We start from the raw sequence: 13,410 nt of genomic DNA, 5'->3' as shown, positions 1-13,410 counted from the left end.
CTCTCCTATTCTGCAGCTGTATCAAAGGAAACGGCACCGTCAAGACCTGGATTGGTTGGAATGACACTTATCCACGTTTTCCCACGAACAAAAGGCACGGGTTGTCCATCCTGAACGGGTAGTATCTGCCCGTCGACGTTTGCCCATTGAACCTCCTGCATTTTCCCCTTTTGAAGTAAATACGCGTTTCCACCTGAAGTAAAGTCAATCTTCCTTCTTCCTACATTGTCGATGACAGTATGGGAAGTTTCAAGAATGAGAACATTGTCAATTTCTACTGGCTCGTTAGTTTCGTAGTCAACAGTCGGCTCTCCGCCTGAACTACGCGTGTACTTCTCTATTGTAGCATCGTATTGAAATTGTGACGCGAACGAAGGAGAATTGAAATAGGAAACCATTACTTCGCTAGCTTCGTTCCCCTTTATCGATTCCTCTTCGGTTTCATCCAAAAATGCAAATGGCGTCACTTTCCCCTCTAACTCGTATCCATTTTGTTCGGCTCCCTTTAGGATGTTGTCCCAAGTGATATACGAATTGTGGGGGGCGATTCTATCAGAAGATCTTTGGAAAAGTATACCGTCGTACTGAATGCCGTTCAAATTTGGGACAACGCCAGCGTCTAAGAGCTCTTTCGCGGCAGGACTGTACCCATGACTAATAAAAAAGCTGTCATACCCTCGTGCGATATTGACAAAGTAGTCTCGTGCACTTCGTACAGGTCCAATCTTTTCGGGGATCTCGCTTTGGTAAAATGCTAAAAATCTTGTGATATCCCCCTCAGCCAATATTTCCATTACGATATCTGCTTCTGTTAATCCAGTTTGCGGTCGTGCCGCTGGATGATTATTTACTGTCACCACAACTGGTTTTTGCAGAGTAGGGGCCTCTTCCTCTGTTCCTTTACCCGTAAACGGAAAGATGAATGGATCTTCAGCTTCGATATCGGCTACTGCCTCTTCTGCTCGTTCCTGCTCTTCAACTTCAGGTTCAGTGTCTGGTTGAGGTTCTGTTTCTTCACTAGTTGCACAAGCCGCAAGAATGAATGTGCACGTGGCAACAATTGTCCCTAGTTTCCATAATCTATACAAAGCTTCTTTTCACCTTTTCCTTACACACAGTTCTTATGGTGTCTACTCGATGTTACTGTGTTTATTATGACGGTACTTTCTTAGTTTAACGCACTACACTCGGAAACAGTATCACTTTTTTCATCACATCGTACAAACCTCTTTGTGTTAGACGAACATAAGGTAAATGTGTTGACGAGAAAAATAATAGTGTGTAAATGGGATCACCGAAAGTATAGCCACGTTCTTCAAGCATCTTCTTCAACTGTTCCTCCATACGCATAACTTCTTCCATCGGTTGATCTGATAATAACCCATTATAAGGAAGTGGAATTTCGTGTAATACCTCACCACGTTCTGCTAACACAATGCCACCACCGAGCTCTTTCATGCGGCGGAACGCAACTAACATATCCTCTTTTCGCTTTCCTATTACGAAAATATCACCGCTATTCGAAAATGACGAAGCAAACCCACCGATTTGATTGGCAAACCCTTTTAAAGCAGTGTTCACTCTCCATTTTCCATTGCGGTCTATTAACATAAAGAAGCATTCGTCATGATCCTCTGATATTTCGTCAATGCTCATATCAATCTCAACAGAATATGGAACGGTAATGACTGCGTTACGCATATGAACGCCTATTGGCATCGAGAATTGCAAGTCATCATGAGTTAAATCCCATGATAAGTCTAAAGAAGAAAATCCTCTTTTTTCCCACGGAATAGCTGCGGCTTCGTAAAGAACGGCTTCTCCATTTTTCCTCACCCATTTTCCTTTTGCTAGCGTGTGTACAGGGGTAGGTTCGGTTGGACTACTCAAAAAATTAATATTTGCTACCCGCCCCGTAGCGATAAGACCATGTTCATGGTGAATACCAAAGTGGCGAGCTGGATTATACGTGACCATGCTGTATGCATCTTCCGGTGAGATACCAGCCTCTATGACAATTCGTACACACTCGTCTAGCATGCCATTCCCGTAAAAGGACGGCGTCGAACCATCCGTTGTTAACAAAAATTGATCCCAACACGTAATGCCCATTTCAAGCAAATCTTTCAATAAATTCGCTAGGTCAGGTCGAATGGACGAATGCCGCAAAGTCACTGTGTATCCGTGCATAAGGCGATTCCTGACCTCTTCACCTGTCATGGACTCATGGTCGCTATCAACACCAAGAAGCTTCAATTTTGCAAGAGTGTTGGAAGAGGCTCCCGGTAAATGACCTTCTATTGGTTTCCTCGCACGCTTTGTCTCTTGAATCCAGTGAAGTAGCAAGTCATCCCCCTCGAGAAGTCGCGGCCAGCTCGTCAGCTCTCCGCCCTGCAATACACCGTCATGCTGAACAAATGACTGCACTCGCTGGTGGGAAAATGTGGCCTCTTCCTCGTACAACTCGGTTTGAGAGTCGTAACGAGCCCACCAAAACATGCTTGCAGGATGTGATTTCATGTCTTCCAAAAAAGAAAACGCTTTCTTTTTATCTTGTTGTAAAGCGAGTAGTAGATTGTCGTTCACCAACGTAGTGGTTCCTGTTTGTAATGCATAGTCGCCTAACGTTTGGGGATTATATAACTGAAATGGATGTGCATGCGGTTCAATGTACCCAGCTACAAGGTACAATCCACTAGCATCTATTATTTCACAAGATAGATCGACTTGACCCGGAAATTTGTCACCCACAAATACAATCCGGTCTCGATCGATCCAGACCGTCGTTTTCACCCACGAACGGAGGGAAGGCTGATAAATGGTCGCGTGTTGGATGACGATGGATGGAGATCGCTTTCCATCAAGTACGGCAACATGTTCTCGTAATGTTTTGTTATTCCAACGATACCGTTGATCATACATGTTCGTTCCCTCCTCTATTAATTGTAAACGCATCCATATAGGAAATGTACCATTATCCTACCATACTTTTCTGGAAAACACAGTAGCAGTTGTGTACACTTTTCAAAAAAATAAAAGGGGGGCTACCCATTATGAAAGTTCAGCAAAACATCGGGATTATGAACGCATTAATCCGCATAACGTGTGGTTTTACTATGCTCGCATGGTCAACAGCGAAACTAACGCGTCGCCCATGGAGAGATGCTTATTTGTGGGTCGCTATGTTAGGGGCAATGAAGGTCGCCGAAGGAATCGTGCGTTACTGTCCAGTGGTCGATTTGTTCGATAAGGGAAATACGATGATGAATGAGAAGGATTTTGATATGAAAAAAGGCGCCAAAAACATGACAAATGGTGCGAAAAACCTTTTCTCTTCTAACAAGAAGGATGACTATGACCATGCGCCAGAGAAGCAGCATACACCGGACAACCTTGGAGATTTAGAGAGCAACATTCAGCAAGCTTTTGATCAGCTCGACAAGTAAACATCAAAGAGGTCAGCACGTGTTGTCTGACCTCTTCGTTCTAAGGAGTGAGCGCCCGTGTTCATGGAATACTTGACCGATATGTCATTCATTCTCATTACACTCATCGGTTCGATTATTGCCCTAGTATACACTTACTTGAGACGGTCACGAAAAAAGCCACGACACCGAACCTAAGTAAGCGCAATCGGCCTAGTACGCGCAATGTCATTCCGATAAAAGAAGCCTTCCCAATGATGAGCATTCAGTCGTTCATACACGGCACGTCTCGCTTCTGTAAGGGAAGGTTTTTTTGCGGTGACAATGCATACGCGTCCCCCTGCAGATAAAAACGATCCCTGGTGCTCACTAACACCCGCAAAGCAAATGTCCTCTACAGAGATGTTAGGGAGCGCTTTACCGGTACGGGGTTGGTGAGGATACCCTTCTGCTGCCACAACGACTCCGCACACTGTCTCCTCAGACCACGTTAAATGAACAGGTTTCTCTTGAAGTAAATCTACTATAATTTGCGCAAGAGGGCTTTCTAATCGAGGTAAAACCACCTCTGTTTCCGGGTCCCCAAAGCGGACGTTAAACTCGATTACCTTTGGCCCGTCCTCTGTCACCATTAACCCTGCATACAAAATACCGCAAAACGGGGTTCCATCTACAACCAGACCACTTGCTGTCGGTTGTAAAATGGTGTGGATCGCCTCTTCCTCAATAGAAGTGAGATGTGGAACAGGGGAAATAGCACCCATGCCTCCTGTATTAGGACCCCGACCACCGTCAAACGCTCGCTTGTAGTCTTGCGCCAATGCTAGGGGTACCACCGTCTCCCCGTACACGAATGCCATAAAGGAACATTCTTCTCCTTGTAAATACTCCTCAAGGACAATTGTACTTCCAGCTTCACCAAGTTGTTTACTTGTCGCATCAATGGCCCCAAAAGCTTCCTTTACTGAGAAAGCAACGACAACCCCTTTTCCAGCCGCTAACCCGTCCGCTTTTACAACAATCGGCGCGCCCATTTTCGCAACATACGCTTTCGCAGCTTCAGGATCGTTATGAAATACTGCGTACGTAGCTGTCGGAATCTCATGACGCCTCATAAACTCTTTCGCAAAAGCTTTACTTCCTTCCAATTGTGCAGCGGCTTGGGATGGACCAAAAACAGCTAGGTTAGCCTGTTGAAACGTATTCGCAATCCCCTCAACAAGAGGCGCCTCCGGACCGACAATGGTAAGATCAACCTCATTTTCTTTTGCAAAGGCAACCAACTTCTCGTGCTCTCGCTCTTCAATCGGAACAAGCGTCGCATCCGCCTTCATCCCCGGATTACCCGGTGCAACGAAAATTGTCTCCACAGCAGGATCTCGCAAAAGCGCCTTACAAATCGCATGCTCTCGCCCACCCTTTCCAATCACCAACACATTCATAACTGAAACCTCCCCCAGTAAACTGCCCTTTCCCGGTAGTCAACCGGTACCGCGTATACCGCAAATTAATGTGTAAAATGGCGCATCCCTGTAAATACCATCGCGATACCGTATTCGTTCGCTTTTGCAATGGATTCTGCGTCCCGAATTGATCCACCTGGTTGAATAATCGCGGTAATACCTGCTTTAGCTGCAGCTTCTACTGTGTCGTCCATCGGGAAGAAGGCATCTGATGCTAATATAGCACCCTGCGCTTTTTGTCCTGCTTGTTCGAGCGCAATGTTCGCAGCACCGACTCGGTTCATTTGTCCCGCTCCGATTCCCAACGTCTTTTCGTGATCACTGACGACAATCGCGTTCGACTTCACATGCTTCACAACACGCCATCCTAATTCGAGCGCTCGCCATTCATCGGCTGTCGGTTCACGGTCTGTTGCGATGTGAAGCTCGCCTTCATACAAATCGCGGTTTTCGTCTTGTTGCAAAATCCCACCTGAAACGGACGTCAGCTTCGTTTGCTTCGGTGACTGTGAACGCACAGGAAGCGTGAGCAATCGTAAGTTTTTCTTCGTTGTTAACACTTCAAGCGCCTCATCTGTGAAAGATGGCGCCAAAATGATTTCCAAGAAAATCTTTTTCAATTCCATAGCGAGTTCCTTATTTACTGGTTCATTTACCGCGACAATGCCCCCAAAAATAGAAATTGGATCGGCTTCGCACGCTTTTTTGTAGGCTTCCTGGACGGTAGCAGCTGTCCCGACACCACAAGGATTCATATGCTTAACGGCCACTGCAGTCGGTTTCTCAAACTCTCGCACAATTTCTAGTGCTGCATTGACGTCTTGTATGTTATTGTAGGATAACTCCTTTCCATGAAGCTGGACGTGTTTTGCGAGTGTCGCCTCATGTGCGATTGGCATTTCGTAAAATGCTGCTGCCTGATGAGGGTTCTCTCCGTAGCGAAGTGCCTGCTTCCGTTCAAACGTGACGGTATACTGTTCTGGGAACGTCTCCTCCACTGCCTCCGTAAAGTATTGTGCAATCAATGCGTCGTAAGCAGCTGTATGACGGAACCCTTTCGCCGCGAGACGCTTTCTTGTTTGTAAAGAAGTCGTGCCATCCATTTGCAACTCTGCAAGCACAGCTTTATAATCAGCCGGGTCCACGACAATTGTCACGTGTTTGTGATTTTTGGCAGAAGCCCGTAGCATCGCTGGACCACCGATATCAATATTCTCGACAGCATCTTCCCATGTGACGCTGCTCCCTGAAATCGTCTCTTTGAACGGATACAAGTTCACACACACGACTTGAATAGGTGTCACACCGTTTTCTTCAAGTTGTTCTCTATGCGCCGGATCGTCTACATCGGCAAGAAGCCCTCCATGTATAAGCGGATGGAGCGACTTCACACGTCCTCCTAAAATCTCAGGAAACCCTGTGATGTCCCCCACTTGTTGAACTGGCAACCCCGCTTCCTCTAATGCTCGTTTCGTTCCTCCTGTAGAGACGAGTTCATACCCGGCTTCCACTAGCCCTTTTGCAAAAGGGACGAGTCCTTCTTTATTCGATACGCTCAGCAATGCGCGTTTTGTTGTCAACAGAATTCACCTCGAAGTTTGATGTCATATTGTTCAGCGTCCATTGTATCAGTTTAGCCACAGTTTTCGGGTACAAAGCATGTTCCACCGCTTGAATACGCACCTGCAATGCTTCGCGACTGTCACCCATTGCAATAGCGACAACCTCTTGCGCAATGATTGGCCCCGTGTCCATTCCCTCATCCACTTGGTGAACGGTCACACCCGTCCACTTCACTCCGTAAGATAATGCTTGGCCAACGGCATCTTTCCCCGGAAAGGCTGGCAAAAGGGAAGGGTGAATGTTTACAATACGCCCTCTGTATGCCTGTAAAAGTACCGGACCGACAAGGCGCATATACCCAGCCAGTACAAGCCAGTATCCCCCTGCTTGTGCCAGCTCACGTAAAATTTCTTGTTCAAACTCTTCCTTCGACCCGTAATCCTTCGGAGAAAAGCTGAACACTGGAATCCCATGCTCCTCCGCCCGCTTTTGCGCATAGCAGCCTGGTTTGTCTGTTACGAACAACACAATTCGTCCAGGGAAGTTGCCATTTGCTTCTTCATCTAGAAACCGCCCGAAATTACTGCCGTTCCCTGAAGCAAAGACAGCGATATTACGCACGTGTTCCGAAGAGGACATTATGTTCACCAATGTAAGACACTCCTTCCCGCTGCACAACGGTACCCATCATTGATGCTTTCTCCCCTGCATTTTGTAAGGTTTGTAAAGTTTCTGGTGCATCTTCTGGACGAACGATCACCACCATACCAATTCCAACATTAAAAACGTCACGCATTTCCTCATAGGAGACCCCCGTCACCTCATGGAAGTAAGAAAACACAGCAGGCACAGTCCAGCTCGATAAATCTAGTTCTACCCCAAGACCTTCAGGAAGAGTCCGCGGAATATTTTCTAAAAAACCACCGCCTGTAATGTGGGCGCACCCTTTTACAGTGACTTTTTGTCGTACAGCTTGTAAAGCCTTTGCGTACAAAGCAGTTGGGCGCAACAAAGCCTCACCAACCGTTTCACCAAGCACATCTACATAACGGTCGTAAGGAATCGTATACGTATCCATCCAATGACGAATCAAAGAGAAACCATTACTATGCACACCTGTTGACGAGAGTCCGATCACAACGTCCCCAGACTTGACTTCAGTGCCTGTGATAATATCAGGTTTTTCGCACGCTCCAACAGCAAACCCAGCCACATCGTATTCCCCTGCTGCATACATACCTGGCATTTCCGCTGTTTCTCCACCGATCAACGCGGCTCCTACTTGTTCACAAGCAGCCGCAATACCCCCAACGATCGCTTCTGCTTGCTCTGGCTGCAAATGTCCAGTAGCAAGATAGTCTAAAAAGTATAGGGGTTCAGCACCTTGGGCAACAATGTCGTTCACACACATCGCGACGACGTCTTGCCCAATACCACCGTGCTCGTTCATCGTAAAAGCCACTTTTAACTTTGTCCCAACACCATCTGTTCCCGATACGAGTACAGGCTCCTTCAAGTTAAGCGCAGACAAATCAAACATTGCCCCAAAACCACCTTGAAACGGGAGACTGCCTAGGCGCTTTGTCTTTTCCAAATGAGGGGTAATACGCCGAACCGACTCATACCCGTTCTCTAAATTGACACCAGCTTCTGTGTACGCTCTTGACACGCTGCCCCACGCTCCTCTCTTGATGTTAGTAACGGCAATGATACAGGAGTCGGGTACATCCCAGTGAAGCAAGCGAGACATTGCCCACACTTACTCACTTCTTCATGTCGACCAATTCCTTTAGCAAGACCCTCGACAGAAAGATAAGAAAGAGAATCAGCGCCGATCAACTCAAGAATTTCTTCTACTGAATGAGTCGCTGCGATCAATTCCTCTTGCTTTGACGTGTCGATACCATAAAAACACGGATGTGTAATCGGTGGTGAACTAATACGAACGTGGACTTCAGTTGCTCCTGCTTCTTTTAATAAGCGAACGATGCGTCTACTTGTCGTCCCCCGCACAATAGAATCGTCAACCATCACGACGCGTTTCCCTTCGACTACTTTACGCACAGCAGACAGCTTCATCTTTACCCCTTCCTCACGAAGAGATTGGGAAGGTTGAATAAAAGTTCGACCCACGTAGCGATTTTTCAGAAGCCCCATTTCATACGGAATGCCTGAAGCCTCGGCATACCCAATTGCTGCTGAAATACTTGAATCAGGAACCCCTGTCACAAGATCCGCTTCTATTGGAGCTTCCTTGTACAGTTCTTTTCCGAGCTGTTTTCGAGCTGTATGGACATTAATTCCGTCAATATTACTATCCGGTCTAGAGAAATACACATACTCCATGCTACACATCGCACGCGGAGCTTCCTTTGTATACCGTTCACTGCGAAGACCCTCTGCAGTAATCGTCGTAATTTCCCCAGGGACTAGATCCTTTACAAACTCTGCACCCATCACATCAAGCGCACACGTTTCTGACGCAATCACGTACGCGTCACCAAGTTTCCCCAATGAAAGTGGACGTAAACCATACGGGTCCTGGGCAACGTGAAGCTCATCTTCTGTCAAAAACAAGAAAGCAAAGGCTCCGTCTACTTGGCAAAGTGCTTCTTTAATTTTGCCTTGTAAAGTTGAGGTGCGACTTCTTTTAATCAAGTGTGCGACAACTTCTGTGTCTGAGCTCGTTTGAAAAATACTCCCTTGCTGCTCGAGTTCCGCCTTTTTCTCGTCTGCATTCACGAGGTTGCCATTGTGCGCTAGCGCTAAACTGCCCGTTTGAGAGTGAAAGAGTAGCGGCTGGACGTTTTCCAGACCGCCACCTCCTGCAGTGGCGTAACGAACGTGACCAATGGCAGCACGATGACCTACCAACTTCGCAAGCTCATCTTTGCGGAACACCTCACTCACGAGTCCTTCACCCTTAACCCCAGTTAATTGAAATCCATCAGACGACACAATTCCTGCCCCTTCTTGACCACGGTGCTGTAAACTGTGAAGTCCATAGTAAGTCAAATCGGCTGCTTGCTCGTGTCCCCAGACTGCCACGACACCACATTCCTCGTTCAATCCCTTTAGTTCAGGTAGCATGCAAGTGCCCCTCTCCATAATGATTCCAACTCTTCGCGACCCACCGAGCAAAGAAGCCTATCCCCTTGCTTCACTTCGAAAAGGTCAGTATCCGTAGTTTTCCCAATGGCGACAGCGTCCGGAACAGCAGCAAGGAACGCTGCTTCTTTCTCTTGGGGAACCGTACAAACAAATCGAGAAGGTGCTTCTGCAAATAATTCTACGATGGCATCAGTTGTTTGTAAGTACAGCGTGGCTCCTATGCCTGGCTCACGGAACAACATTTCAGCTACAGCCACCGCCACGCCACCCTCTGCTACGTCATGGCAGCTAGAGAGGAGTCCTTCTTTAATTGCTTTGCGAACAGCTTGTTGGCGCGCTACTTCCACATCAAGTGACAAAGGAGGTAACTCACCGAATACGCGTCCTTCCTGCTTGTATTGCAGCTCACTTCCTGCAAACGAACCCGCTTGTGCACCGACCAAATAGAGGCGCTCATCGCTAGCTACTGCGTACTGGGTTATTGGTTGCCCATCTAGCTCCAGTAATCCGACCATGCCGACCATTGGCGTTGGCGCAATGGCTTTCGATTTTGTTTCGTTATAAAGTGACACGTTCCCGCTCACAACAGGGGTTTCCAAGGCAAGACACGCTTCTGCCATTCCTCGCACAGATTCCTGCAGTTGCCACGCTATTTCTCCTTTTTCTGGGTTGCCGTAGTTCAAACAGTCTGTCAGCGCCAGCGGCAAAGCACCTGAAGCCGTCAAATTCCGTGCCGCTTCTGCTACGACGTACTTTCCACCTTCATACGGATCGAGCTTCATATAACGCGCATTACAATCTGTCGTAAAGCTGAGCCCTTTGTTCGTACCACGGACACGCACGACTGAACTATCTGACCCTGGTGGCGTCACCGTATTTGATTGTACTTGGTGATCGTATTGGCGATAAATCCACTCTTTGCTGGCGATCGTCGGTTGCTGCAGAAGTCCTTTAAGGGTTTCTTCGATAGAGACGTCTCCAGGGTGCCAAGCGGGTTCGGCTACCTTTTCTGGCGCTACCGCAGGAACGTAGTAAACCGGCGCATCCTCAACGAGTGCATCCACCGGCAAACTGGCCACAATTTCTCCTCGATGGGACAACTCCAATACTTGTTCCTCGATGACCTCTCCGCAAACGACTGCCTCTAAACCGTAGCGAGCAAACACGTCTAGAAACGCTGCCTCTTTGCCTTTTTCAACAACGAGTAGCATACGCTCTTGCGATTCAGACAACATCATTTCATAAGGAGTCGTGTCCTCTTCCCGAACTGGGATTTGGTCTAAGTCTAAACGCAGTCCCATTCCCGCTTTAGACGCCATTTCTGAACTAGAACTCGTTAAACCAGCAGCTCCCATATCTTGAATCCCTACTAGACCATCAAGGTAGATCGCTTCTAAGCAAGCTTCCATTAACTGTTTCTCAGAGAACGGGTCCCCTACTTGAACAGCTGGACGATCCTCAGCACTCTCATCTGTCAATTCAGTAGAAGCAAACGTCGCACCGTGGATACCGTCTTTGCCGGTTTTTGCCCCAGCATAGATGACCACGTTCCCTGCACCGCTTGCCACCCCTTTTTGCAAATCTTCATGCTTGATCAAACCGACACACATGGCGTTCACGAGCGGATTGCCTTCATATGAATCGTCAAACTGTACGTCGCCTCCAACTGTCGGCACGCCTACACAGTTTCCGTAACCGCTAATCCCCTCAACGACACCTTTCACAAGGAACGGAACACGTGGAGACGTCAGGTTACCAAAGCGTAGTGCATTTAATAACGCCACAGGACGAGCTCCCATCGAAAACACGTCACGCAAAATTCCGCCCACACCTGTCGCGGCCCCTTGAACCGGTTCAACTGCGGAAGGGTGATTGTGGCTTTCCATTTTGAACACGACCGCATATCCGTCCCCTATGTCGACAACCCCCGCTCCTTCGCCAGGTCCTTGCAGTACACGCTCTCCGGAAGTAGGAAACTGTTTCAAGTAAGGCTTGGAATGTTTGTAGCTACAATGCTCCGACCACATCACGGAAAAGATGCCCGTTTCCGTAAAGTTCGGTTCTCTTCCAAGACTCGCTACAATGCGCTCGTATTCTTCGTGTTTTAGTCCCATCTCTGCGTATAATGCACGTTCACGAATCTCACCCGGACTTGGTTCATTACGCACCAACATGTTGTTCCCTCCAGTTGTGTAGTAAAGAGTTGAATAGTGATAGACCGTCTGTGCCACCTAGAATCTCTTCCACCGCACGCTCTGGATGCGGCATCATCCCACACACATTGCCGCGCTCGTTTGTAATCCCAGCGATATTGGCAATGCTTCCGTTTGGATTGTCACCTGCGTATGTGAACAATATTTGACCGTTCGCTTGCAAACGTCCAAACGTTTCTTCATCACACTGATAGTTGCCTTCACCATGTGCAATTGGTAACTGCAGCACGGTACTTGCTGGAACATCCGCAAAAATAGGATGCGTTCTTTCCACTCGAACAGGTACCGTCTCACACCGAAATGCTAAGCCCTCGTTCCGAATGAGCGCCCCTTCTAGTAATCCGGCTTCTAGTAAAATTTGAAAACCGTTGCAGATTCCTAAAATAGGCGTTCCCATTTCGGCATGCTCTTTCATCGCAGCGATAATAGGAGAAAACCGAGCAATTGCGCCACAGCGAAGCGCGTCTCCATACGAAAAACCACCAGGCAGTACGATCGCGTCGAAACCATCAAGAGTCGTTTCTCGATAATCGACGAGCTCAGCCTCTTCACCAAGTGGACCGCGAACGGCTTCCACAACATCCATGTCGCAGTTGGAGCCTGGAAACTGAATAACGGCTACCTTCATGCCTCGACACGCTCCTTTTCTATTTCGATCGTGTACATTTCTGTCACCGGGTTGGCAAGTAACTGATGACACATCGCTTCTACTTGTGTGCGAATTTCTTCATCTGATCCGTTAAGCTGTAATGTGATCGATTTTCCTACCCGTACGTTTTCTACACCTGTAAAGCCTAGTGCACGGAGTCCTCCTTCGACCGCTTTCCCTTGCGGATCTAACACAGCTTGTTTGACGTGGATTGTGACGTGTACAGTTTTCATTTACTTCCCCTCCGTTAATCGCTTGTATAGTTTTTCGTATGTCTCGGGTAACGACCCTAAATCTCTGCGGAACACATCTTTGTCTAGCTTTTCGTTCGTTTTTTGATCCCAAAGGCGACACGTATCTGGAGAGATCTCGTCAGCAACGATGAGTTCGCCAGCCTCTGTGTAGCCAAACTCTAACTTGAAATCTATTAACGTAATGCCTTTGTCGGCAAAGTATTCTTTCAAAATATCATTCACTTCAAGCGCTCGTTGCTTTAATGTCTCTAGTTCACCTTTGCCAGCATACTGAAGGACAAGCAGCTGATCGTCTGTCGCGAGTGGATCACCGAGCGCATCGTCTTTTACGTGAAAATCGACGACGGAAAACGGCAGCACAATCCCTTCTTCTTGCCCAAACCGTTTCGCAAAACTACCTGCTGTGACGTTGCGAACGACCACCTCAAGAGGAATAATGGTTACTTTCCGCACGAGCTGCTCTTTGTCAGACAAACGCTCGATGAAGTGAGTGGAGACTCCCTTTGCTTCAAGCACGGAAAATAGTAAGCTTGAAATCTCGTGATTCAAGCGGCTTTTGCCAGGGATCATCGCATGCTTCTCCCCGTTATACGCTGTTGCCTCGTCCTTGTAGCGAACGAGGAGACGATCCCCATCCTCTGTAGCGTAAAGTTTTTTCGCTTTTCCTTCGTACAAAAGTTCTCCTGCGGACGCAGTAGTCATGTCATTTTCCTCCTTAATTCAGAAAAAGTA

12 protein-coding genes and 1 pseudogene are annotated in these 13,410 nt (G+C 47.6%); 2 read left to right on the top strand and 11 right to left on the bottom strand.

Annotated features, from left to right (window positions below; genetic code table 11):
• Positions 1-5: 5 nt before the first annotated feature.
• Entirely contained in the window at positions 6-1,088 is a 1,083-nt protein-coding gene (locus HHK01_RS02935) for a DUF3048 domain-containing protein (protein WP_170006346.1), read from the bottom strand.
• 85 nt (positions 1,089-1,173) lie between these two features.
• Positions 1,174-2,922: an adenine deaminase C-terminal domain-containing protein gene (locus tag HHK01_RS02930; protein ID WP_170006345.1), complete on the bottom strand. Its 1,749-nt coding sequence runs from the start codon at positions 2,920-2,922 to the stop codon at positions 1,174-1,176.
• Between the two features lie 131 nt (positions 2,923-3,053).
• Here HHK01_RS02930 and HHK01_RS15870 point away from each other — a divergent pair.
• Together HHK01_RS15870 and HHK01_RS15865 are read left to right on the top strand one after the other, a co-directional pair.
• Positions 3,054-3,251: pseudogene (locus HHK01_RS15870) on the top strand (YgaP family membrane protein); the annotation flags it as partial.
• A 258-nt stretch (positions 3,252-3,509) separates the two neighbouring features.
• Entirely contained in the window at positions 3,510-3,623 is a 114-nt protein-coding gene (locus HHK01_RS15865) for an EYxxD motif small membrane protein (RefSeq protein WP_407646924.1), read from the top strand.
• Here HHK01_RS15865 and purD read toward each other — a convergent pair.
• From purD to purC, 9 genes are all read right to left on the bottom strand, one after another.
• Entirely contained in the window at positions 3,620-4,867 is a 1,248-nt protein-coding gene (gene purD, locus HHK01_RS02920; protein WP_170006343.1) for a phosphoribosylamine--glycine ligase, read from the bottom strand. The genes HHK01_RS15865 and purD overlap by 4 nt on opposite strands.
• Positions 4,868-4,932: 65 nt before the next feature.
• Positions 4,933-6,468, bottom strand: a complete 1,536-nt coding sequence (purH, locus tag HHK01_RS02915) for a bifunctional phosphoribosylaminoimidazolecarboxamide formyltransferase/IMP cyclohydrolase (RefSeq protein ID WP_170006342.1) — start codon at positions 6,466-6,468, stop codon at positions 4,933-4,935.
• The gene (gene purN / locus HHK01_RS02910; protein ID WP_170008631.1) at positions 6,431-7,072 is read right to left on the bottom strand and encodes a phosphoribosylglycinamide formyltransferase; all 642 of its coding nucleotides are present in this window, start codon (positions 7,070-7,072) and stop codon (positions 6,431-6,433) included. Before purN ends, purH begins: the two co-directional genes overlap by 38 nt.
• The gene (gene purM, locus HHK01_RS02905; protein WP_170006341.1) at positions 7,065-8,120 is read right to left on the bottom strand and encodes a phosphoribosylformylglycinamidine cyclo-ligase; all 1,056 of its coding nucleotides are present in this window, start codon (positions 8,118-8,120) and stop codon (positions 7,065-7,067) included. Before purM ends, purN begins: the two co-directional genes overlap by 8 nt.
• A complete protein-coding gene (gene purF, locus HHK01_RS02900; RefSeq protein WP_170006340.1) occupies positions 8,084-9,541 on the bottom strand; it encodes an amidophosphoribosyltransferase in 1,458 nt (485 codons plus the stop codon). The genes purM and purF overlap by 37 nt, the downstream gene beginning before the upstream one ends.
• Positions 9,526-11,736, bottom strand: a complete 2,211-nt coding sequence (gene purL / locus HHK01_RS02895; protein ID WP_170006339.1) for a phosphoribosylformylglycinamidine synthase subunit PurL — start codon at positions 11,734-11,736, stop codon at positions 9,526-9,528. The genes purF and purL overlap by 16 nt, the downstream gene beginning before the upstream one ends.
• The gene (gene purQ / locus HHK01_RS02890; RefSeq protein WP_170006338.1) at positions 11,723-12,403 is read right to left on the bottom strand and encodes a phosphoribosylformylglycinamidine synthase subunit PurQ; all 681 of its coding nucleotides are present in this window, start codon (positions 12,401-12,403) and stop codon (positions 11,723-11,725) included. The genes purL and purQ overlap by 14 nt, the downstream gene beginning before the upstream one ends.
• The gene (gene purS, locus HHK01_RS02885) at positions 12,400-12,657 is read right to left on the bottom strand and encodes a phosphoribosylformylglycinamidine synthase subunit PurS (RefSeq protein WP_170006337.1); all 258 of its coding nucleotides are present in this window, start codon (positions 12,655-12,657) and stop codon (positions 12,400-12,402) included. Before purS ends, purQ begins: the two co-directional genes overlap by 4 nt.
• A complete protein-coding gene (gene purC, locus HHK01_RS02880; protein ID WP_170006336.1) occupies positions 12,658-13,380 on the bottom strand; it encodes a phosphoribosylaminoimidazolesuccinocarboxamide synthase in 723 nt (240 codons plus the stop codon).
• Between the last annotated feature and the right edge of the window lie 30 nt (positions 13,381-13,410).

Origin of the sequence: Bacillus fonticola, from assembly GCF_012955605.1 — a bacterium.
Taxonomy (GTDB): domain Bacteria; phylum Bacillota; class Bacilli; order Bacillales; family JC228; genus Bacillus_CG; species Bacillus_CG fonticola.
This window is presented reverse-complemented; position numbering and strand designations above follow the sequence as displayed.